A 21,198-nucleotide genomic window follows, 5' to 3' on the forward strand; every position below is an offset into this window, starting at 1 on the left:
TCACCTGGATCGAGGCGACCTATCACCGGAAACGACGGCAACGCGGTCTGGGGAAGTTGACCCCGGTCGAGTACGAGACGATCATCAACCCACAGGTCGCACTCGCGGCCTAAACGAACGAGTCAACCGAACCTGCAGCAGTCCCGAACGACCGCTCGCCCGCTAGCTTGCGCTGTAGCGAACGCCGTGACATACCCGCGGCTTCGGCGACGCGTTCGTGGGTCAAGCGGTGTTCGCGAACTATGGCCAGCACTCGACGGCCGATGGCAGCGTCCAGGGCATCATTCGACATGACGACGAGTGTTGCCGCTACTGTTCGAACACCCGCCGTGAACATGTGACCAATCCGCATCGAGTCCGCAAAAAACCCTTCGCTCACCTCGATTCAGCATCGCCGTACTCCTCGGCTAACGCGTCAGATCAGCGATCGTGTGTCGCCACACCACCGGACTTGCATGAGTCGGTGGTTCCGCTTCAACAACTAGTCGGCGGACCCGCCGAAGTCGGGCGACCGGGCTTCTGTCGGGGGTGGAGCCGAGCGGTCTGTTCCTCGGCCGATCAGGAGGCGGTACCCCGAGGGGAGATCGACATGACGGCGCCCCGTACGGCGGCGACCCCGAGCAGGCCGTCGGGCGGTGACCGGAGTCCCGTCAGACCGTCTCGAGGTCCCACACCGGCGGCACGTACTCACGTGACCAGCCCTCGCGCAGGCGCGTGACGGCGCGGTCGAAGGACTCGAGCAGGTCCATCTCCGGACGCACCATCGACTGCAGCTGCAGGCCTTCGTAGGTGGCGAGGAGCTGCTCGGCGCCGCGTGCCGGCTCCATCGTGTGGGGTTCCCGTCCCAGTTCGATGTCCCGTTGCAACGCGCCCAGCACGAACGCGTGGAATTTCCGCCACCTCGAGTGCAGCATCGGCGCGAGCGGGTGGTGCGGCGTCGCGGCGATGTTGAGCGTCGACGTCAGGAAGCGCATGAGCGCCGGATCGGCGACGTTCGCGCTGACGATGGCACGGAGGAACACGATCGTGCCGCTGCGCTCGGCGATCGGCAGCAGGGGGGTCGTGCGCTGGTCGTTCCACTGGTCGATCGTGGCGAGCAGGAGGCCGTCCCAGGTCGGGAAGAGCTCGGTGACGACCTCGACGTTGCGCCCGGACTCGACGGCGACGTGCCTGTACGACACCTCGTGCAGCGCGTTCGCGCGGAGCACGCGGATCATGGCGTCGACGACCTCGACCCGGAGGAGCGCGGACGTGTCGACGGGGTGGAGCGGTTGCATGTCCCCAGTCCACCCTGCGGAGCGGTCGGGGACCACCCCCAGAAGTGGGAACGGTCGTTCTGCGGAACCGGCCGGCCGACGAACACGGTCGGTGACGGCTGGTTCGAGGAGGCGGCGTCGTCGCACCGGACGGGCCCCTGGCCACGGAACGCACACCTCCGAGCGGCGCGGTGGGTGTGGAACCTACCGTTGGGGGAGACAGAGGAGGAGACGTGAAGTACATCCACTACGACGCCAGTCTGATCCTCACCGGGGACCTGATCGCAGACGCGGTCGTCGACTACGCAGCCGTCCTGGGCGCGAACGGGCGGACCGACACCATCACCGTGCCGAGCGTCGGCGACGACGGTTCCGTGTCGACGTCGATCCTGCTCGTGGGGCCCGCGAGCGAGCTCTGCGTCACGGTCGCACCTGACGACGAACTCGAGCCCGAGGACCCGGCGTTCATCCGCAGGCTCCGTGATGCCGCTGGCCGCGCCGGTCCCGGCCGACCGGTCGATGCCGACGGCGGAACGCGCTTCCGCGGAGCCGAGGACTCCGCGACGTACAGCGGTAGCTGACGCAGGCCACGCCCGCGGACGACGAACGCCGCCGACGCGGGTCGGCGGCGTTCATGGTGTGTCAGGACTAGGCGGCGAGTGCGAGTTCGCCCTTGCGGACGGAGCCCGCGAGCAGGATGGTCCGGCTCGCTTCGCCCCGCCACGAGCGGCCCGGGACGGTCCAGCCGGCCTCGCCGTCGACGTCCACACGGGCGTCGCGGGTGACGAACAGGCGCAGGTCGTCTGCGGGGATGCGGACGAGGTACTCGCGCTGCGAGCGGTCCTCGCGCACGGGGAACTCGGCGATGCGGTCGGGGGAGACGACGGGAGCCGCGAGTGCGGTCCCGGTGATGGTGATGCGGTCGTTGCTGGTCATGGTGGTGCGGTACTTCCTGGTCGTTCGGCGCCCGGTCGAGCCTGGTCGGCGGACTTCCTGGTCCGTCGCGACGCATGGGCTGCGGGCGCGCACATCGAGTCTCGACGTGCAGCTCGTCCGGTCGGACTGAGCGGTGGTCTCGGTGGAATGCGACCCGGCGGGTCGGTACGAGACGGGCTGGTGTGCGCGAGTCAGATGGGTTCGCAGCAGTGCACCAAAAGAACAGTATACGTCGCATCCGGCGGAACGTCCAGGAAGACGGACGGGAGGCACGGTGCGAGCGTGCACCGCGCCTCCCGTCCGGTGGTGCGTCAGTTGAGGGCGGGCGTGTCTTCCGGCACGACGCCGTCGTCGTACAGGTCGGTCGCCAGGTCACGGAGCGCGCGCAGCGCGACGCGCTGCGTCAGCGGTCCGTAGGAGATGCGGGCGACACCGAGGGCCTCGTACTCGGCGGCGGGGAGCGCGCCGGGCAGGCCGATCACCGACAGCTTGCCGCGCCCGAGCCCGTCGACGAGCCGTTCGACGACGTCGCGCTGGACCGCTCCGGGCACGAACACGAGGGCCGCGCCGTTGTCGAGGAACGCCTCCCCGCGGGCGATGGCGTCCTCGATGCTCTCGTCGATCGGTCGGTCCCCGCCGCGGACGATCGCGTCGGTGCGGGCGTTGAGCTGGAAGGCGACGCCCTCAGCCTCCGCGGCGGCCGTGATCGCGGCGACGCGGGCGACGGCGTCGTCGAACGGACGGAGGCGGTCCTCGACGTTCGCGCCGACGATCCCGGCGGCGATCGCGCGTCGGATCGTCTCCGCGGGGTCCTCGTACCCGTCGTCGAGGTCCGCGGTCACCGGCAGATCGGTCGCGGCGACCACCGTCGCAGCGCCGGCGAGGGCGACGTCGAGCGGCATCCCGCCGTCCTCGTAGCCGTGGCTCGCGGCGATGGAGTGGCCGGCCGTCGCGATCGCCTTCGTTCCCGGCAGGTCGCTGACGACCTTCGCGCTGATCGCGTCCCACACGTTCACGACGCGCAGGATCTCGGGGGCTTCGTGCAGCTGTTCGAGGGTGGTCGCCTTGTCGGCGGTGCTCGTGCTCATGGTGCCGACACTAGGCGGAAGCGCCGCTCGGTGGAGCAGACGACGTCGGGCGCGGGCGCAGGACCCGACGTCGTCTGCTCCACGGGTGCTGACGGGACCGTGCGTGCGACGTGTGATGACGGGCGGACTCGCACCGCGCCTCCCGGCCGGTGCATGCTGGGACGCATGGCGGACGACGAGCAGGACCCGGTCGGCACGCTCCGTGGGGTCCGGACGAGCATCAAGTGGACGCGGTACGCGCCCGACGTGCTCCCCCTGTTCGTCGCCGAGATGGACCACGACGTCGCGCCGGCGATCCGCCAGGCGCTGGTCGAGCGGGTGCAGCAGTCGGACCTCGGGTACCTGGACGGCCCGGGGCCGCTCGCGCGGGCGTTCGCGCAGTTCGCCCGCGACCGCTGGAGCTGGGCGGTCGACCCGGAGCGCGTGCACCTGGCCACCGACGTCAGCGTGGGGATCGTCGAGTCCCTGCGGCTCGCGCTGCCCGAGGGCGGGCGCGTGGCGATCACGCCGCCGGTGTACCCGCCGTTCTTCGAGCTGGTCGAGGAGGCGCGATGTCAGGTCGAGGAGGTCCCCCTCGCCGAACAGTGGGGCGTCTACCGGCTCGACCTCGCGGGGCTCGAGCGCGCCTTCGCCGACGGTGTCCGCGTCTTCCTGCTCTGCAACCCGCACAACCCCATGGGGCTCGTGCACGACCGGGCCGACCTCGAAGCCCTCGCCGCGCTGGCCGCGCGCTACGACGTGCTCGTCATCAGCGACGAGATCCACGCGCCGCTGACCCACCCGGGCGTCCGCTTCACGCCGTTCGCGATGGTCGCCGAGCCCGTTGGCGCCCGCAGTGTCTGCGTGACCAGCGCGAGCAAGGGCTGGAACCTGGCCGGGGTGAAGTGCTCGGTGATGGTCGCGGGCGACGAGCGGACCGCTGCGCTCCTCGACAACCTGTGGGACGAGGTCGCGTGCCGCACGAGCATCCTCGGGCTGCACGCCAACCTGGCGGCGTTCACCCTGGCGACGGACTGGCTCGACGACGTCGTCGCCCGGATCGTCGCGAACGAGCGACTGCTCGGGTCCCTGCTCGCCGAGCACCTGCCCGGCGTCGTGTACACGCGGCCGCGGGCGGGCTACCTGGCGTGGCTCGACTTCCGGGGGATCGGGCTCGGGGACGACCCGGCGGTGCCGCTCCGCGAGCACGCGTACGTCGCGCTCAACTCGGGGCTCGGCTTCGGCGCGCAGGGGCGCGGCTTCGCCCGCCTCAACCTCGCGTGCTCACCGGAGACCCTGCGCGAGGCCGTGTACCGCATCGCGGCGGCCTACCCGTCGAGTGCCCAGGAGGGGCTCGTCTGGCACGTCGCGTGATCGACGCACGCTGCGCGTCCGGCCGGGAGGCGCGGGTCGCCTGAGCGGGTCCGTGGCGTCCGGGCGATTGGGCTCAGTCGTCGACGTACTGGTTGCGGCCGACGACGCGGATCCGCAGGTCGTCGTCGCGGTCCATGGCGAGGAACTCCCGCGCGACCGGGCCGACGGAGGGCCAGCGCAGGACCTCGGTGATCGGGGTCCCCTCGATGAACACCTGCCACACGCCGCGCTCACGGACGGCCTGCACCTCGTACGTCGCCATGTCGCGAGCGTAGCGGCTGCGCGTCAGACGAGGTCGAGGACCATGTGGACGTCGGCGCGGGCGTACGGGCTCGGCGCGATCTCGTCGTGCTCGAGGTGCCGGAAGCCGAACGACTCGTACAGGTGGACGGCGCTCGCCAGGCTGCTGTTGCTCTCGAGCGCGATCCGCTGCGCGCCGAGGCCCCGGGCGCGGTCGAGCGCCGCGGCGATGAGCTTCCGGCCGGTGCCGTGGCCCTGGTGCGCCGGCGAGACCGCCATCTTGACGAGTTCGAACACCTGCTCTCCGACCGGCATGATCCCGATGCAGCCGATGACCTCGTCGTCCAGCCGTGCGACGAACACCGCGCCGCCCGGAGCGACGATCCGACCGACCGGGTCGCCGAGGATCGCACGGTCCTCGTCCTCGAGCGTGAAGTACCGCTCGATCCAGGCCTCGTTGAGGGTACGGAACGCGTCGGCGTCCGCGGCGGATCCGAGTTCAGCGATGGTGAGCGTGGGCGTGGGCGTGGGCGTGCGCGTGGGCGTGGTCTGGGGCATGGACCCATCCTCGGTCGGCATTCCTGTTGCGTCCAATACTCGTTCGCGTGGATCGATAGGCTGCGTGCATGGATGTCGACCTGCGGCAGCTGCGGGCGTTCCTGGCCGTCGCCGACGAACTGCACTTCGGGCGTGCTGCCGAGCGGTTGCGCATCGCCCAGCCGGCGTTGTCTCAGCAGATCCGTCGCACCGAACGCGACCTCGGCGTGGACCTGTTCCTCCGGACGTCGCGCAGTGTCGCGCTGACCGCGGCCGGGCGCGTGTTGCAGGGACGGGCGCGCTCGCTGCTCGACCAGGCGCAGCGGGACCTCGACGAGGTCGTGCGGGTCGGTCGCGGGGAGGCCGGGCGTCTCGACGTCGGCTTCGTGGTGTCCGCGCTGCCGCTCGGTCCGATCGAGCGCGTCCAGGCGTTCCGGCAGCGGTACCCGCTCGTCCGCGTCGAGCTCACCGAGGGATACTCGTCGACGCTGCTCGCGCGGATCATGCGCGGCGAGCTCGACCTGGCGGTCCTGCGCGACCCCGACCCGCACCCGGCGGTCCGGTTCCTGCCGTTCCGCTCGGAGCCCTTCGTCGCCGCCGTTCCACGCGGGCACCGGCTGGCGGAGCGGGCCTCCATCGACGGGAGCGAGCTCGTCGACGACCCGTTCGTGTTCTTCCCCGCGGCAGCGGGCGCCGTCGCGACCGAGCGGAACCTCGCACCGGTGATCGCCGAGGGACGCCGCCCGGAGGTCGTGCAGGAAGCGACGACGTGGGCCACCGTGCTGCACCTGGTCGGGGCCGGTCTCGGTGTGACGGTCGCGCCCGAGAGCGCGACGCTCGCCGCACCGGACGACGTGGTGCTGCTGCCGCTGCGGGACGACCCGCACCGCAGTGAATTGGTGTGGGCGGTCCGGGCGGACGACGACCGCGAGATCCTCCGGAACTTCATCGCCGCCACCGAGCCCTGAGGCCGGGTGCCGCCCCGGCCGCGGGCGACGTCAACGCGCCGGGACGACACCGGACGGTTCCGTCAGCGTGCGGAGACGACACCGGACGGTTCCGTCAGCGGACGCAGACGGACCGGACGTGCAGGTGCAGACCGTCAGCCGTGCCGCGGATGTCCGCACCGGCGACGCCGTGCGGCTCCGGGTCGACAGCGGTCCACAGGTCGAGCCCCGTCGCCCGCCCGCTCGCGGCCAGTCCCGCGGCGGTCCACGTCGCCGTCACCCGGTCGAACGGCACCTGGGCGTCCTCGTGGACGTGGAACACCGGTACCAGGGCGGTCGCGACGGCTCGCGTCCCCTGCTCGTGCCCGAGCGCCTCGCGACGGTCCGCCGCACACCGTTCGATGGTCGTCGTCACCTCGGCCTCGACACCGGTCTGCGCCACGGACGCCGCGGCGAGGGCCCGCACGGCCTGGGTCTCCGCCGTCACGTCGGCCGCTGCCCACGGCAGGTCCGGAGCCTCGAGGTCCTGCGGTTCCGCAGACCCGAGGGGGAGTCCGAGCGAGCCCACCGTCGTGGACTCGGTGCTGCCCGGACCCAGCAGCGAGAACGACGTGCGCGGGGCGGTCCCGTCCTCGGCGGCCTCGTCCGCCGTCGTGGCGAGCGTGGTGGCGGTGGCCGCCGGGTCGCCGACGGTCGCACGCAAGGAGGGTCGTGTCGGTCCGGTCTGCGCACGTCGGCCGTACCGGGTCCCGGCCTCGTAGTGGACGTCCCTGGCGCCGATCCGGTCGAGCACGCCGAGCAGGGCTGCCCCGGGCTGCACCGCGTCGACCTCGACGGAGGACTCTCCGGACTCCACGGTCACCGCGCGCCCGCCGGCGTCCGCTCGCACCCGGCGCACGGGCTCGGTCCAGGACGACAGCCCCTCCGCGGTCACCCGTGTCGCGTACCGATCGGCACGGACCGTGCGGACGAACGGCTCGGTCCGCAGCCGGTCCACCACGTCGACCAGCCCCGCATCGAGCGGGTCGACGACCGCCGCCGCCTCGTCGTTCCCGGACGGCACCGAGAGGCCGACGACGAGTGTCGTGCCGGGCACGGGGGCGGTCCCTCGGGCCGACGCCGCGCCACGCACCTCGGCCGCCACGCCGAGGTCGTTCGACCGCGCGTGCACGGTGACCTCGGCGAGCCAGTCGTCCGGGTCGTCCTTCACGTCGACCTGGCGGATGTCGCCCTCGGCACCGGCCACGTCGGACAGCGCTCGGAGCTCGTCGAGCAGGGCCGTGAGGGCGTCCTCCGACCCCGAGGGCGGTGGGGTCTCGAGGAACCCCCTGGTGCACCCGCCGAGCAGGATCGTCGTCAGCAGGGCGAGTAGGACGGCGAGGGAGGTCGGTCGAGCGGCGGTCACGGGGTCGAACCTAGGAGCGGCCGATCGCCGGCGGCCCGCCACGGCATCGCGGTGTGCCCCGGGACACACGACGCTCAGCCGAGTGGCAGCACGGGTGCCCGCTGGTCGCCGAGCTCGTCCTCGTGCCACGGCCGGGCGCCGCGCAGGGTCAGGCCGAGCTGCACGAGCACGAATGCCACGTGCGGTTCGACGTCCGGGTCCCACGGACCCTCGACCCCGAGGCCGAGCGCTCCGAGCTCGTCGTCCGCCTCGTCGCGGATGCTCAGCCGCCAGCGCCCGTCGCCCTGTTCCTCGACGACGGCCCACCGTGCGGTGTCGAACCGGCTCACGCGGTCTTCGAGACGTCCTCGGTGAAGTTCCGCACCCGCTGCAGCAGTGCCTCGCCGCGCATGGCGATCGTCGCCGGCGGGTTGAGGTGCGGCGGCGCGGTCCTGATCAGCATCGAACACCCGAGGTCCTCGCAGATGTACGAGCCGATCGTGTTGCCGTTCCGGCCCGACTCCCCGGCGCGGGCGGCGGAGAACAGGCGGACCTGCGTCGCCGGCTGCGGCGAGTGGCAGAACGAGCACATCGCGGCGATGCCCGGGCGCAGGGAGCCACCGGCGGACCGGACGACGATGCCCACCGGGCGGTCGTCGATCCAGGACACGATGTAGCCCCGGCGCGCGGCCTGCGGGTCGCGCCAGCCGAGGAACTCACGCTCGTCCCACAGCATCTCGTGCAGCCCCGGGATGGGGAGCTGCTCGAGCTCGTCCGGGGTGGCGTTCACGAACGACGAACGGATGTCTGCTTCGGTCAGTGGCTTCACGGTGCCAGCCACCCTATGCCCTGCCTCCGACAGGCGCGTCGGGTGCGGTCAGCTCAGCCGGGAGGCGCGGATCGCCCCGAGCGCACTCGTCCCGTCCGCCACGAGCACGGCCCGGCGCAGGGCGTCACGTCCGACCCGTCGGGCCGCCGCGTCGTCGGCGGCGAACTCGACGAGGACGCGCGTCGAGCGCGCCATGGCGCGCGCGCCGGGCACCCACGGAACCGCACGCTCGATCGACTCGGCGATCGCGACGGCGACCGCATGGCGCTGGGTCAGGTGGGCGCGTTCGTGGGCGACCACGGCCTCCAGTTCGTCGGTCCGCAGCAGGTCCGCGAGCCCGGTGCTGACGAGCACCCCGCCGGAGCGACCGGGGACGGCGCACGCGAGCGCGTGGTCCGCCTCGACCAGGGCGACGGTGGTGCCGTCGATCCGACGGTGCGGGGCGGAGCCGGACCGCATCGCCTCGCGCACCGCCTCGTGCTCGGGGCCCGGCCGGACGCGCACGGCGACGACGAAGGCGGCCACCGCGAGCAGCGCGACGCCGAGGTTCAGACCGTGCGTCGGGGACTCTCCGAGCCGGAACGGGTCGGAGACGGGGCGGTTCGCCACGACGACCAGGGCGGTCCCGACGACGAAGCCGACCACGCCGAGCAGGACCGCGACCGACCAGGACACCAGGGCCGTGCGCGGGCGGTCGATCGTCCACGCGGACCGGGTCAGGACGCGCGGCGCGACCGCCACGACGACGAGGGCGAGGGCGATGAGGACGACGCCGGCCACGACCACTGCGGGATCTCCCTCAGGAGCGGGATCGGGCGTCGAGGGCGCGGCGCAGGACGTCGAGGTCGTCCGAGGCGAGCGATCCGGTGAACTGGAGCAGCGCGGCCTCGCGGTCCGAGGCGGCGGCGAGCGCGCTCGACATGAGCGACGCCGTCTGCTGCTCACGGCTGTGCACGGCGCGGAACGTCAGCGGGGCGTCGTCGTGCTCCTGTCGCTCGACCTGGCCCTTGCGCCCGAGGCGATCGAGCACGGTGAGGACGGTCGTCAGCGCCGGACGCGGTTCCGGGAAGGCGTCGAGCACCTGGCGGGCCGTGCACCCGGCCCGGTCCCCGGCGTCGGCAGCGGCCCGCAGGGTCTCGAGGACCGCCTGCTCGAGCTGCCCCCGGGGGCGCGATCGCTGTCCTGCCATCCCCGAATCCTACGAGACGGTGGACGCCGTGCCACGACACATGCCGGAAACGCGGGGTCGGTATGCTCGGCGTGCACAACTCAACACCGGCCGCACACCCGCCGCGGGAGAGCCGAGCGCACGCGCACGGCACCGAAGGAGCAACCTCCCCGTCAATCTCTCAGGTCCCACACCGCAGCGGACAGGCCACTCTGAAAAGCAGACACGCGTCCCCGCCCGGGCCCGCGCGACGTCTCGCCCACGGTGAAAGCCGCCGGACCTCACGGGCCGCGGTGAAACTCTCAGGCCCATGACAGAGGGGGAGTTCCCACCCGACGATGGCCGTCGGGTCCTGCCGATGCCAGGAGAACTCCGTCATGCGTTCCTCTCCCTTGGAAGCCGCGCACCAGGCCGCCGGTGCGAGCTTCACCGACTTCGCCGGGTACCGGATGCCCGTCCGGTACTCGTCCGACCTCGCCGAGCACCACGCGGTGCGGCAGGCGGCCGGCGTCTTCGACCTGTCGCACATGGCCGAGGTCGGCGTGACCGGTCCCGACGCCGTGCCGTTCCTCGACCACGCGCTCGCCGGGTCCTTCGGCGCGATGCCGGTCGGTCGCGCGAAGTACTCGCTGCTGCTGGCGGAGGACGGCGGCATCCTCGACGACCTCGTCGTGTACCGCACGGGCGAGGACGTGTTCCTCGTGGTGGCGAACGCGGCGAACCGTGAGGTGGCGGTCGCCGCACTGACCGGGCGTGCCGCGGGCTTCGACGTCGTGGTCTCCGACGACTCCGACACCACCGCGCTCGTCGCGATCCAGGGCCCGGCCGCCGCGGGCACGCTCGATGCCCTGGTCGTGGCCGACCGCCTGCAACCGGAGACCCCGCTGGACGAGCTCCGCTACTACCGGGTCCTGCACGCGCTGTTCGACGGCGCCGAGGTCCTCGTCGCACGGACCGGGTACACCGGCGAGGACGGCTTCGAGATCTACAGCGACACCTCGGTCGCGCCGTCCCTCTGGGAGGCGCTGCTCGAGACCGGTGCCGACCGCGGCGTGGTCCCCGCCGGGCTCGCGGCGCGGGACACCCTGCGGCTCGAGGCCGGCATGCCGCTCTACGGCCACGAGCTGTCCACCGACGTCCGGCCCGCGCAGGCGGGCCTCGGTCGGGTCGTGGCGCAGGACGGCGACTTCGTCGGCGCGGCCGGGGTCGTCCCCGGCGAGGACGCCCGCGTGCTCGTCGGGCTCGTCACCGCCGGTCGCCGTGCGCCGCGCGCCGGCTACGACGTCCTGCTCGACGGCGCCGTCGTCGGCACGGTCACCTCGGGTGCGCTCTCGCCCACGCTCGGTCACCCGGTCGCGATGGCGTTCGTCGACCCGGCCGCGCTCGCCGCGGTCTCGCCGCAGGACGGTGCCCAGACCGACGGGGGACGAGTCCTGCACATCGACGTCCGCGGCACCGCCGTCCCCTGCACCGTCACCCCGTTCCCCTTCTACCGCCGCACCCCGAGAGGCTGATCCCCGTGACCGACCAGACCGCACTCCAGTACACCGCCGACCACGAGTGGATCCTCGTCGAGGGCGACACCGTGACCGTCGGCATCACCGACCACGCCGCCGAGCAGCTCGGTGACGTCGTCTACGTCGAGCTCCCCGCCGTCGGCACCAGCACGACCGCCGGCGACCAGATGGGCGAGATCGAGTCGACGAAGAGCGTCGGCGAACTCTTCGCCCCGATCGAGGGCGAGGTCGTCGCGATCAACGACGCCGTCGTCGACGCCCCCGACACCGTCAACCAGGACCCGTTCGGCGCCGGCTGGCTGGTCAAGCTCAAGGTCGACGGCACCTCGTTCCCCGAGGACCTCATGGACCACGACGCGTACCGGGCGTCCCTCGCATGACGACCGCCGACCAGAACCTGCAGACGTCCTTCGCCGACCGCCACATCGGCACGACCGCGGCCGACCAGCGCACCATGCTCGACGCCGTCGGGCAGCCGTCGCTCGACGCCCTCGTCCGTGCAGCGATCCCCGAGTCGATCCATGCCGCGCCGACGGAGCGCTCCTCGATCCCCGCCGCGGTCGGCGAGACCGAGGCGCTCGCCGAGCTCCGGACCAAGGCCGCGCGCAACACCGTGCGCCGCGCCATGATCGGCCTCGGCTACCACGGCACCCACACACCCGCCGTGGTGCAGCGCAACGTCCTCGAGAACCCGAGCTGGTACACGGCCTACACGCCGTACCAGCCGGAGATCTCTCAGGGCCGGCTCGAGGCGCTCATCAACTTCCAGACGATGGTGTCTGACCTGACGGGCATGGCGACCGCCGGCGCGTCCATGCTCGACGAGGGGACCGCCGTCGTCGAGGGCATGCTCCTCGCCCGTCGCGCATCCAAGGTGAAGGGTGACGCGTTCCTCGTCGACGCCGACCTGCTGCCCCAGACCCGCGCGCTGCTCGACCACCGCGCCGACGCCGTGGGCATCACGCTCCGCACGTTCGACGCAGCCGAGGGGCCGAGTGACGAGCAGCTCGAGGGCGCCTTCGGTGTCGTCCTGCAGTACCCCGGTGCCTCCGGGCGCATCGTCGACCCGTCTGCCACGATCGAGCGCGTCCACGCCGGTGGCGGCATCGCCGTCGTCGCGGCGGACCTGCTCGCGATGACGCTCCTCGCCAGCCCCGGCGACCTCGGCGCCGACGTCGCCGTGGGCACGAGCCAGCGCTTCGGCGTCCCGCTCGGCTTCGGTGGCCCGCATGCCGGGTACCTCGCCGTGCGCGCCGGACTCGAGCGTCAGCTGCCCGGGCGACTCGTCGGGGTGTCCTTCGACGCCGACGGTCAGATGGCGTACCGCCTGAGCCTGCAGACCCGCGAGCAGCACATCCGGCGCGAGAAGGCGACGAGCAACATCTGCACCGCGCAGGTGCTGCTCGCCGTGATGGCGTCGATGTACGCGGTCTACCACGGGCCCGAGGGCCTGCGCTTCATCGCCGACCGGGTCGCCCGGACGACGACGGCGCTCGCCGGGGTCGCCCGCGACGCCGGGGTCCAGGTCGTGCACGACCGGTTCTTCGACACGCTGACGCTCCACGCGCCGGGGCGTGCCAGCGCGGTGGTCGACGCAGCACGCGACGCCGGCTACCTGCTCCACCTCGTCGACGCCGACACCTTCCAGCTCTCGGTGGACGAGACGACCACGCCGGACGACGTGAGCGCCCTCGCGCACGTGCTCGGGGTCGTGGACGCGACCGTGCCGGCGGCCGAGACGGCCGTGCGCGACGCGTCCACGGGCCTCCCGGCCGACCTGCTGCGCAGCAGCGGGTACCTGACGCACCCCGTCTTCAGCGCGCACCGGAGCGAGACGCGCATGATGCGGTACCTCAAGCACCTCGCCGACAAGGACTACGCGCTCGACCGCGGCATGATCCCGCTCGGCAGCTGCACGATGAAGCTCAACGCGGCGACCGAGATGGCGGCGGTGACCTGGCCGGAGTTCGCCAACGTGCACCCGTTCGCACCGCGGTCGGACGTCGACGGCTACCTCGACATGATCGGCGACCTCGAGACCTGGCTCGCCGAGGTCACCGGCTACGACACCGTGTCTCTGCAGCCGAACGCGGGCAGCCAGGGCGAGCTCGCGGGCCTGCTGGCGATCCGCGGGTACCACCGCTCCCGCGGGGACCTCGACCGCACGGTGTGCCTCATCCCGTCGAGTGCCCACGGCACGAACGCGGCGTCGGCGGTCCTCGCGGGCATGCGGGTCGTCGTCGTCGCGTGCGACGAGGACGGCAACGTCGACCTCGCCGACCTGCGGGCGAAGACCGCACAGCACGGCGAGCAGCTCGCGGCGCTCATGATCACCTACCCGTCCACGCACGGTGTGTACGAGCACGACGTGCGCGAGGTCTGCGACGCCGTGCACGAGGCCGGCGGGCAGGTCTACGTCGACGGCGCGAACCTCAACGCGCTGCTCGGGCACGCCCGGTTCGGCGACTTCGGTGGCGACGTCTCGCACCTCAACCTGCACAAGACCTTCTGCATCCCGCACGGCGGCGGCGGTCCCGGTGTCGGGCCGGTCGCGGCGAAGGCGCACCTCGCACCGTTCCTGCCCGGGCACCCGATGGCGCAGCAGGACGACCGCCGTACCGGGGCGACCGCAGCCGACGCGGACGGCCGCCTCGCCCACGCCGGCGGCCCGGTGTCCGCGGCGCCGTACGGCAGCCCGAGCATCCTGCCGATCACCTGGACCTACGTCCGGATGATGGGGCTCGAGGGGCTGACCCGTGCGACCGAGGCCGCGGTGCTCGGGGCGAACTACGTCGCGGCACGCCTCCGCGACGCGTTCCCGGTCCTCTACACGGGGGAGTCGGGCCTGGTCGCGCACGAGTGCATCCTCGACCTGCGACCCCTGCGTGAGTCGTCGGGCATCACCGTCGACGACGTCGCGAAGCGCCTCGTCGACTACGGGTTCCACGCGCCGACGATGTCGTTCCCGGTCGCCGGAACGCTCATGGTCGAGCCGACCGAGAGCGAGGACCTGGCCGAGCTCGACCGCTTCGTCGACGCGATGCTGGCGATCCGGGCCGAGGCTGCTGCCGTCGAGCGTGGGGAGTGGCCGGCGGACGACAACCCGCTCGTGCACGCGCCGCACACCGCGGCGTCGGCGATCTCGGGCGAGTGGACGCACCCGTACACGCGGGAGCAGGCGGTCTACCCGGTGCCCGGCATCAGCGCGCGGAAGTACTGGCCGCCGGTCCGTCGGATCGACCAGGCGTACGGCGACCGCAACCTGGTGTGCGCCTGCCCGCCGATCGAGGCGTTCGCGTGATCCGCTCGACCTCGGCCCAGGTCACACGACCGCACGCCGACGGCTGAACGCGTAGGGTGTGCCCCGTCCGGTGTTCCGGGCGGGGCACGACCGCGTCCAGCCGACGTCGACGGTGGGTGTCAGGGTGTCGCGAGGTCGGAGCGCTCCACCGCGGACGAGCGGTGCTCGGCTTGCACATGCGTGTGTGCTCGTGCAACAACTTCGTTGCAGAAGCAACAATCTCGCATCGGCCAGGCGAGAGCGCCCGAATCTTGCATCCTCCCGCAACGATCCTGCAAGTTGGTTTCCGGTTTGTAACCGATGGCCGCAGGGTTTGGTCGGGGGTCCGAGCACTGCCTACAGTGCAAGGACAAACGCGCCCGGCAGCACCTCTGTGCCTGGCGCGTCCCATGCACCAGGAGGAACCTTGATCAAGAAGCGCGCTGGGCTCTCTGCCCTCGCCGTGCTCGGGGCCACAGCAATCGCCCTGACCGGCTGCTCCAGCAACGGCAGCGGCAACGGCGGTGACTCGGGCTCGACGAACGCGTCCGGAATCGTCACCACGAACGGCTCCGAGCCCCAGAACCCGCTCATCCCGTCGAACTCCACCGAGACCGGTGGCGGCAAGATCATCACGTCGATCTTCGAGGGGCTCATCTCCTACGACGCCGACGGCAAGCCGGTGAACGAGGTCGCGAAGAGCATCGACACCGATGACTCCAAGACCTACGACATCACGCTCAACACGAACTACACCTTCACCAACGGCGAGAAGGTCACGGCCGAGTCGTTCACGAAGGCGTGGAACTGGGCGGCCCAGAAGTCGAACGCGCAGGGCGCGAGCTACTTCTTCGAGAACATCGAGGGCTACAGCGCCGACGAGGACTCCGAGCTCACCGGCCTCGAGGTCAAGAGCGACGACGAGTTCACCGTCACGCTGAAGTCGGCGCAGTCGGACTTCCCGCTGTCGCTCGGCTACTCGGCCTTCATGCCGCTGCCGTCGTCCTTCTACGACGACACCAAGGCCTTCGGTGAGAACCCGGTCGGCAACGGTCCGTACAAGCTCGACGGCGAGGGTGCGTGGACGCACAACCAGTCGATCAAGCTCGTCACGAACGAGGACTACGCAGGCAAGCGCAAGCCCAAGAACGGTGGTCTGACGATCACGTTCTACACCACGCAGGACACCGCCTACGCGGATGTGCAGGGTGGCAACCTCGACGTCCTCGACGCGATCCCGGACGCCGCCTTCGCGACGTACAAGTCGGACTTCCCCGACTCGAACGTCAACCAGGCCGCCGCGATCTTCCAGGGCTTCTACCTGCCCTACTACCTCGACCACTGGAAGGGCGAGGAGGGCAAGCTCCGTCGCGAGGCCGTCTCGATGGCGATCAACCGTGAGCAGATCACGGACAAGATCTTCGACGGCACCCGCACCCCGGCCAAGGACTTCACGTCCCCGGTCATCGACGGCTGGTCGGACGACCTCGAGGGCGCCGACGTCCTCGAGTACAACCCGGACGAGGCGAAGAAGCTCTGGGCCGAGGCGAACGACATCGCCCCGTACGACGAGACCCTCACCATCTCGTACAACGCCGACGGCGGACACGAGGCATGGGTGACCGCGGTCACGAACTCGATCGCGAACACGCTCGACATCAAGGCCGAGGGCAACGCGATCCCGACCTTCCAGGAAGCGCTGGACATCCAGACGCAGGACAAGCTGACGGGCGGCAGCCGCACCGGTTGGCAGGCCGACTACCCGTCGCTGTACAACTTCCTCGGCCCGACCATGGGCAAGGGCTCCTCGAGCAACTACGCCCGCTACGACTCGGCCGAGTACAACGAGCTGCTCGCCAAGGGCCGTTCGGCGTCGTCGGTCGAAGAGGGCAACAAGTACTTCGACCAGGCCCAGGAGCTCCTGTTCCAGGACCTGCCGGAGATCCCCCTCTGGTACTCCAACGTGACCGGCGTCTGGGCTCCGGACAACGTCACGAACGTCAAGTTCGGCTGGGACTCCGTGCCGCTGTACTACGACATCGAGGTCACCAAGTAACACCCGTCTCCACCACGGAGACACACCGCGAGCAGGTATCCTGCTCCGCGGCCACCGGACGGGGGTCCGGAGACCACACGGTCTCCGGGCCCCCGTACCACGGCGGTAACACCTTCCCCACCACTGCGGGCGCCGCCGCCCGCACCGGACACCCGTGCCGACCCGCGAGCCGTCCACCCCTCACGACATGAACCTGAACGACATGCGCGCCGCGCAGGACCGAGCGATCTGATGCTCTGGTACCTCGGCAAGCGCCTCCTGCAACTCATCCCCGTCTTCTTCGGGGCCACGTTCCTCATCTACTTCATGGTCTTCTCGCTGCCCGGAGACCCCATCGCCGCGCTGTTCGGCGACCGGCAGCCGGCGCCGCAGGTCATCGAGCAGCTCCGCCAGCAGTACAACCTCGACAAGCCGTTCATCGTGCAGTACCTGCTGTGGATCGGCGGCGTCTTCAAGGGCGACCTCGGCGTGACGTACTCGGGTCTGCCCGTGGCGCAGCAGCTCGCCTCGGCGTTCCCGATCACCGCGCGCCTGGCCATCCTCGCCCTGGTCTTCGAGGCCGTCGCGGGCATCGTGGTCGGCGTGATCGCGGGCCTGAAGAAGGGCAAGTGGTTCGACGCCACGGCGCTCGTCGTGTCGCTGCTGCTCATCTCGGTGCCGACCTTCGTCGTCGGCTTCCTGCTGCAGTACGTCTTCGGCATCCAGCTCGGGCTGTTCCGCGTGACGGTGTCGGGTCAGGCGCCGTGGTCGGAGCTCGTGCTCCCCGCCATCGTGCTCGCGAGCGTGTCGTTCGCGTACATCGTGCGCCTCACCCGCGCCAGTGTCGCGGAGAACATGAGCGCGGACTTCGTGCGGACGGCCACGGCCAAGGGCCTGCCCCGCCGCCGAGTCGTGGGGGTGCACATCTTCCGCAACTCGCTCATCCCCGTCGTGACGTACCTCGGTGTCGACATCGGCAACCTGATGGTCGGCGCGGTCGTGACCGAGGGCATCTTCAACATCAACGGTGTCGGCGGCACGGTGTTCCGAGCCGTCAAGCTCGGCGAGGGACCCACGGTCGTGTCCTTCGTCGCCGTGATGGTCATCATCTTCATGCTCGCCAACCTCCTGGTCGACCTGCTCTACGCCGTCCTGGACCCGAGGATCCGCTATGCCAAGTAACGCCGAACCCCGCTCCGCGACGCACTACGTCGCGCCGATCGAGGAGACCCCGCTCCAGGCGGTGGACCAGGTCAACGAGGACGAGAAGACCCGTTCGACCTGGACCGACGCGTGGGAGGCCATGCGCCGGCGTCCGACCTTCTGGATCTCCTCGGTCCTCATCCTGATCGTGCTCGTCGTCGCGATCTTCCCGGGGCTGTTCACGCACGTCGACCCCCGCGCGTCCAACCTCGACTTCAGTGACGAGGGCCCGCGTCCCGGTCACCCGCTGGGCTACACCCGGCAGGGCTACGACGTGTACGCGCGCGTCATCTGGGGTGCGCAGAACTCGATCATCGTCGGACTCGTCGCGACGGTGCTCGTGTCGATCGTCGGCATCGTGATCGGCTCCCTCGCCGGGTTCTACGGCGGCTGGCTCGACACGATCGTGTCGCGCATCGGTGACATCTTCTTCTCGATCCCGACCATCCTCGGCGCGATCGTGATCATGTCCGTCATCCCCGCGCGGAACGCGATCACCGTCGCGCTCGTGCTGGCTGCGTTCGCGTGGCCGCAGATCGCCCGCATCATGCGTGGTGCCGTGCTCAGCGCGAAGCAGTCCGACTACGTCACCGCTTCGGCGGCGCTCGGCGTCGGCCGCTTCACGACCCTGGTGCGTCACGTCATCCCGAACGCGCTGGCTCCGGTCATCGTCGTCGCGACCGTGTCGCTCGGCACGTTCATCGTGGCGGAGGCGACCCTGTCGTTCCTCGGCATCGGTCTCCCGCCGTCGGCGCTCAGCTGGGGCCTCGACATCGGCACCGCCCAGACGTCGATCCGCACCAACCCCGCGACGATCCTCTGGCCGTCGGCCGCCCTGTCCATCACCGTGCTCGCGTTCCTGCTCCTCGGCGACGTGGTCCGCGACGCGCTCGACCCGAAGGCGAGGGCCCGTCGATGACCGAGACGCTCACCGATCCCACCACCAGCCGTCCGGCCGGCTCCGGCGCACCGCTGCTCGAGATCACCGACCTGCAGGTCGGGTTCCGCACGCAGAGCGGCCTCGTGCAGGCCGTCCGCGGCGTCAACTTCACCCTCGAGCAGGGCGAGCGCCTGGCGATCGTCGGCGAGTCCGGTTCGGGCAAGTCGACCAGCGCGCAGGCCATCATCAAGCTGCTCGCCGGCACCGGTGAGGTCACCGGTGGGTCGATCAAGTTCAACGGCCGCGAGCTCGTCGGACTGTCCGACAAGGAGATGGCCGAGATCCGCGGGAAGGAGATCGGCTACGTCCCGCAGGACCCGATGTCGAACCTCAACCCGCTGTGGTCCATCGGCTTCCAGGTCGAGGAGGCGATCAAGGCCAACGGCATGGCCACCGGCAAGCACGCGATCCGCGCCCGCGCGATCGAGGTGCTGCAGGAGGCCGGCCTCGGCGACGCCGCGACGCGCCTGAAGCAGTTCCCGCACGAGTTCTCGGGCGGCATGCGCCAGCGCGTGCTCATCGGCATCGGTCTGTCCAGCCGTCCGCGGCTGCTCATCGCCGACGAACCGACGTCCGCGCTCGACGTGACGGTCCAGCGCGTCATCCTCGACCACCTCGAGACCCTGACGCGCGACTTCGGCACCTCGGTCCTGTTCATCACGCACGACCTCGGCCTCGCTGCCGAGCGCGCCGAGAAGCTCGTCGTGATGTACAAGGGCCAGGTCGTCGAGTCGGGTCCCTCGAAGGAGATCCTGGCGAACCCGCAGCACCCGTACACGCAGCGCCTCGTCGCCGCGGCCCCCTCGCTCGCCAGCCGTCGCATCCAGTCGAAGGTGCAGCACCAGCACGTCGACATCGCCGACGTCGGCAGCGAGGACGACGAGCTCATCGCCCGGGCGCAGGAGCGCGAGCACCGTCCGGCCGAGGACCTCATCGTCGTGAAGAACCTCGAGAAGGTCTACAAGCTGCGCGGCAAGAACCTGCAGTCCCGCGAACTCAAGGCCGTCGACGACGTGTCGTTCGCGATCCCGAAGGGCACCACGACGGCGCTCGTCGGCGAGTCGGGTTCGGGCAAGTCGACCGTTGCGAAGCTCGTGCTGCAGCTCGAGTCGATCACCAGCGGTTCGGTGACGTTCGACGGGATCGACATCGGCGGGCTGAAGGGCAAGGACCTCTTCGACTTCCGTCGTCGTGTGCAGCCGGTCTTCCAGGACCCGTACGGCTCGCTGGACCCGATGTACAACGTCGGGAACACGATCGCCGAGCCCCTCGCCACGCACAAGGTGGGCGACAAGGCCAGCCGTCGGGCCCGCGTGCTCGAGCTGCTCGACCAGGTCGCGCTGCCGAAGTCGATGGTGAACCGCTACCCGAACGAGCTGTCGGGTGGACAGCGGCAGCGCATCGCCGTCGCCCGTGCGCTGGCGCTCAAGCCCGAGGTCATCGTGCTCGACGAGGCGGTCTCCGCGCTCGACGTGCTCGTCCAGGGCCAGATCCTCGACCTGCTCACCGAGCTGCAGACCGAGCTGGACCTGACGTACCTCTTCATCACGCACGACCTCGCCGTCGTCCGCCTCGTCGCGGACAACGTCTGCGTCATGCGCAAGGGGCAGATCGTCGAGAAGGCGACGACCGACGAGGTCTTCGCCGACCCGAAGGAGCAGTACACGAAGGACCTGCTCGCCGCGATCCCGGGTGCCGGGTTCGAGTTCGGGCGCTGATCCCACTGCACCACCCCGAGGCCGGACGTACCGTCCTCCGCGCAGGTCGCGGGGGAGCGGTCGCGTCCGGCCTCGTCGCCGTCCTGGGGGTCTTCCTACTCGTCGACGCCGGCGTACGCGGCAGCTGGGACGTGGTCCTCGCCGCGGTCGGTCCACTGGCCGTGCTCTTCTGGGCGCTCTGGGTGTTGACCCACCGGCCGAGCATCCAGCTCGACGACGACGCCCTCACCGTCGTCAACCCCCTCCGGGTCACCCGTGTGCCGTGGGGTGAGGTTGCCGACGTGCGGTTGCGCTGGCAGATCGTGGTCGAGACGTCCGAGGGTCGGAAGGTGCAGTGCTGGGGCGGACCCTCGCTGCCGCGCCCGAAGCCGGCGCGGCGAGGTGAACCACGCACCCTGCCACAGCCGCCCGAGATGACGGTGCTGCTGGACCGCTGGGCGTCACGCCACGACGCGGGTGCCGCCGGCGGCGCCGTGCACCGCGGCTGGGACCGCCCGGCTCTGCTGGTCGGTGCCGGCGCGGTCGCCCTGCTCGCGGTTTCCCTGTTCGGCGCCGCCCTGTTCGGCGCCGCCCTGCACTGACCTTCCGGCCGCCGGTCCGCGGGAGGCACGTGGCGGTCCGGCCACGCGCCTCCCGTCCGCGCGCCCCAGCGCCGCCCGGCACGAGCGGGCGCTTCCGGCCGCCTCAGGCGCATGGGCGGTACTGATCTCGCCCGCTCGTCCGGCTCCCTCCCCCCCCCCCCCCCCGCGAGCGGGCCTTTCCGGTGC

At 71.1% G+C, this 21,198-nt stretch carries 21 protein-coding genes and 1 riboswitch; of the genes, 11 read left to right on the forward strand and 10 right to left on the reverse strand.

Annotated features, from left to right (window positions below; all coding sequences use genetic code 11):
- Positions 1–650: 650 nt before the first annotated feature.
- The gene (locus DEJ23_RS14940) at positions 651–1,277 is read right to left on the reverse strand and encodes a hypothetical protein (RefSeq protein ID WP_111241027.1); all 627 of its coding nucleotides are present in this window, start codon (positions 1,275–1,277) and stop codon (positions 651–653) included.
- Positions 1,278–1,489: 212 nt separating this feature from the next.
- On the opposite strand from DEJ23_RS14940, the gene DEJ23_RS14945 reads away from it, so the two are divergent.
- On the forward strand, positions 1,490–1,837 hold the full coding sequence (locus DEJ23_RS14945) for a hypothetical protein (RefSeq protein WP_111241028.1): 348 nt from the start codon (positions 1,490–1,492) through the stop codon (positions 1,835–1,837).
- 67 nt (positions 1,838–1,904) lie between these two features.
- Here the strand turns inward: DEJ23_RS14945 and DEJ23_RS14950 are convergent, their stop codons facing one another.
- On the reverse strand, positions 1,905–2,192 hold the full coding sequence (locus DEJ23_RS14950; protein WP_111241029.1) for a hypothetical protein: 288 nt from the start codon (positions 2,190–2,192) through the stop codon (positions 1,905–1,907).
- 311 nt (positions 2,193–2,503) lie between these two features.
- The gene (locus DEJ23_RS14955) at positions 2,504–3,280 is read right to left on the reverse strand and encodes an isocitrate lyase/phosphoenolpyruvate mutase family protein (protein ID WP_111241030.1); all 777 of its coding nucleotides are present in this window, start codon (positions 3,278–3,280) and stop codon (positions 2,504–2,506) included.
- Between the two features lie 165 nt (positions 3,281–3,445).
- Between DEJ23_RS14955 and DEJ23_RS14960 the strand changes: the two genes are divergently transcribed.
- Complete coding sequence (locus DEJ23_RS14960; RefSeq protein WP_258375591.1) at positions 3,446–4,633, forward strand: MalY/PatB family protein; 1,188 nt, start codon at positions 3,446–3,448, stop codon at positions 4,631–4,633.
- A gap of 73 nt (positions 4,634–4,706) precedes the next feature.
- Here DEJ23_RS14960 and DEJ23_RS14965 read toward each other — a convergent pair whose 3' ends face one another.
- Together DEJ23_RS14965 and DEJ23_RS14970 are read right to left on the reverse strand one after the other, a co-directional pair.
- Complete coding sequence (locus DEJ23_RS14965; RefSeq protein ID WP_111241032.1) at positions 4,707–4,895, reverse strand: hypothetical protein; 189 nt, start codon at positions 4,893–4,895, stop codon at positions 4,707–4,709.
- 23 nt (positions 4,896–4,918) lie between these two features.
- A complete protein-coding gene (locus DEJ23_RS14970; RefSeq protein WP_111241047.1) occupies positions 4,919–5,431 on the reverse strand; it encodes a GNAT family N-acetyltransferase in 513 nt (170 codons plus the stop codon).
- Between the two features lie 68 nt (positions 5,432–5,499).
- Between DEJ23_RS14970 and DEJ23_RS14975 the strand changes: the two genes are divergently transcribed.
- Positions 5,500–6,378, forward strand: a complete 879-nt coding sequence (locus tag DEJ23_RS14975; RefSeq protein WP_111241033.1) for a LysR substrate-binding domain-containing protein — start codon at positions 5,500–5,502, stop codon at positions 6,376–6,378.
- 94 nt (positions 6,379–6,472) lie between these two features.
- On the opposite strand, the gene DEJ23_RS14980 is transcribed toward DEJ23_RS14975, so the two are convergent.
- From DEJ23_RS14980 to DEJ23_RS15000, 5 genes are all read right to left on the reverse strand, one after another.
- Positions 6,473–7,762 (reverse strand): hypothetical protein, encoded by a 1,290-nt coding sequence (locus DEJ23_RS14980; protein ID WP_111241034.1) that lies wholly within the window; start codon positions 7,760–7,762, stop codon positions 6,473–6,475.
- 74 nt (positions 7,763–7,836) lie between these two features.
- Positions 7,837–8,091, reverse strand: a complete 255-nt coding sequence (locus DEJ23_RS14985; RefSeq protein WP_111241035.1) for a hypothetical protein — start codon at positions 8,089–8,091, stop codon at positions 7,837–7,839.
- A complete protein-coding gene (locus tag DEJ23_RS14990) occupies positions 8,088–8,570 on the reverse strand; it encodes an FBP domain-containing protein (RefSeq protein ID WP_058728205.1) in 483 nt (160 codons plus the stop codon). The genes DEJ23_RS14985 and DEJ23_RS14990 overlap by 4 nt, the downstream gene beginning before the upstream one ends.
- 48 nt (positions 8,571–8,618) lie before the next feature.
- Positions 8,619–9,350, reverse strand: a complete 732-nt coding sequence (locus tag DEJ23_RS14995) for a M56 family metallopeptidase (RefSeq protein ID WP_146240326.1) — start codon at positions 9,348–9,350, stop codon at positions 8,619–8,621.
- Between the two features lie 19 nt (positions 9,351–9,369).
- Positions 9,370–9,759 (reverse strand): BlaI/MecI/CopY family transcriptional regulator, encoded by a 390-nt coding sequence (locus tag DEJ23_RS15000; protein ID WP_111241038.1) that lies wholly within the window; start codon positions 9,757–9,759, stop codon positions 9,370–9,372.
- 94 nt (positions 9,760–9,853) lie between these two features.
- Positions 9,854–9,944: riboswitch (glycine riboswitch) on the forward strand.
- A gap of 171 nt (positions 9,945–10,115) precedes the next feature.
- On the opposite strand from DEJ23_RS15000, the gene gcvT reads away from it, so the two are divergent.
- From gcvT to DEJ23_RS15040, 8 genes are all read left to right on the forward strand, one after another.
- Positions 10,116–11,252 (forward strand): glycine cleavage system aminomethyltransferase GcvT, encoded by a 1,137-nt coding sequence (gene gcvT, locus DEJ23_RS15005; RefSeq protein ID WP_258375592.1) that lies wholly within the window; start codon positions 10,116–10,118, stop codon positions 11,250–11,252.
- 5 nt (positions 11,253–11,257) lie between these two features.
- Positions 11,258–11,635, forward strand: a complete 378-nt coding sequence (gcvH, locus tag DEJ23_RS15010) for a glycine cleavage system protein GcvH (RefSeq protein ID WP_111241040.1) — start codon at positions 11,258–11,260, stop codon at positions 11,633–11,635.
- On the forward strand, positions 11,632–14,556 hold the full coding sequence (gcvP, locus tag DEJ23_RS15015; protein ID WP_111241041.1) for an aminomethyl-transferring glycine dehydrogenase: 2,925 nt from the start codon (positions 11,632–11,634) through the stop codon (positions 14,554–14,556). Before gcvH ends, gcvP begins: the two co-directional genes overlap by 4 nt.
- Positions 14,557–14,962: 406 nt before the next feature.
- Positions 14,963–16,591: an ABC transporter substrate-binding protein gene (locus tag DEJ23_RS15020; RefSeq protein ID WP_111241042.1), complete on the forward strand. Its 1,629-nt coding sequence runs from the start codon at positions 14,963–14,965 to the stop codon at positions 16,589–16,591.
- A 231-nt stretch (positions 16,592–16,822) separates the two neighbouring features.
- The gene (locus tag DEJ23_RS15025) at positions 16,823–17,752 is read left to right on the forward strand and encodes an ABC transporter permease (protein ID WP_111241043.1); all 930 of its coding nucleotides are present in this window, start codon (positions 16,823–16,825) and stop codon (positions 17,750–17,752) included.
- Entirely contained in the window at positions 17,742–18,692 is a 951-nt protein-coding gene (locus tag DEJ23_RS15030) for an ABC transporter permease (RefSeq protein ID WP_111241044.1), read from the forward strand. Before DEJ23_RS15025 ends, DEJ23_RS15030 begins: the two co-directional genes overlap by 11 nt.
- On the forward strand, positions 18,689–20,431 hold the full coding sequence (locus DEJ23_RS15035) for an ABC transporter ATP-binding protein (RefSeq protein ID WP_111241045.1): 1,743 nt from the start codon (positions 18,689–18,691) through the stop codon (positions 20,429–20,431). Before DEJ23_RS15030 ends, DEJ23_RS15035 begins: the two co-directional genes overlap by 4 nt.
- A gap of 131 nt (positions 20,432–20,562) precedes the next feature.
- Positions 20,563–21,012 (forward strand): PH domain-containing protein, encoded by a 450-nt coding sequence (locus DEJ23_RS15040; protein ID WP_111241046.1) that lies wholly within the window; start codon positions 20,563–20,565, stop codon positions 21,010–21,012.
- Positions 21,013–21,198: the final 186 nt, after the last annotated feature.

Origin of the sequence: Curtobacterium sp. MCSS17_008 (genome assembly GCF_003234185.1) — a bacterium.
Taxonomy (GTDB): Bacteria; Actinomycetota; Actinomycetes; order Actinomycetales; family Microbacteriaceae; genus Curtobacterium.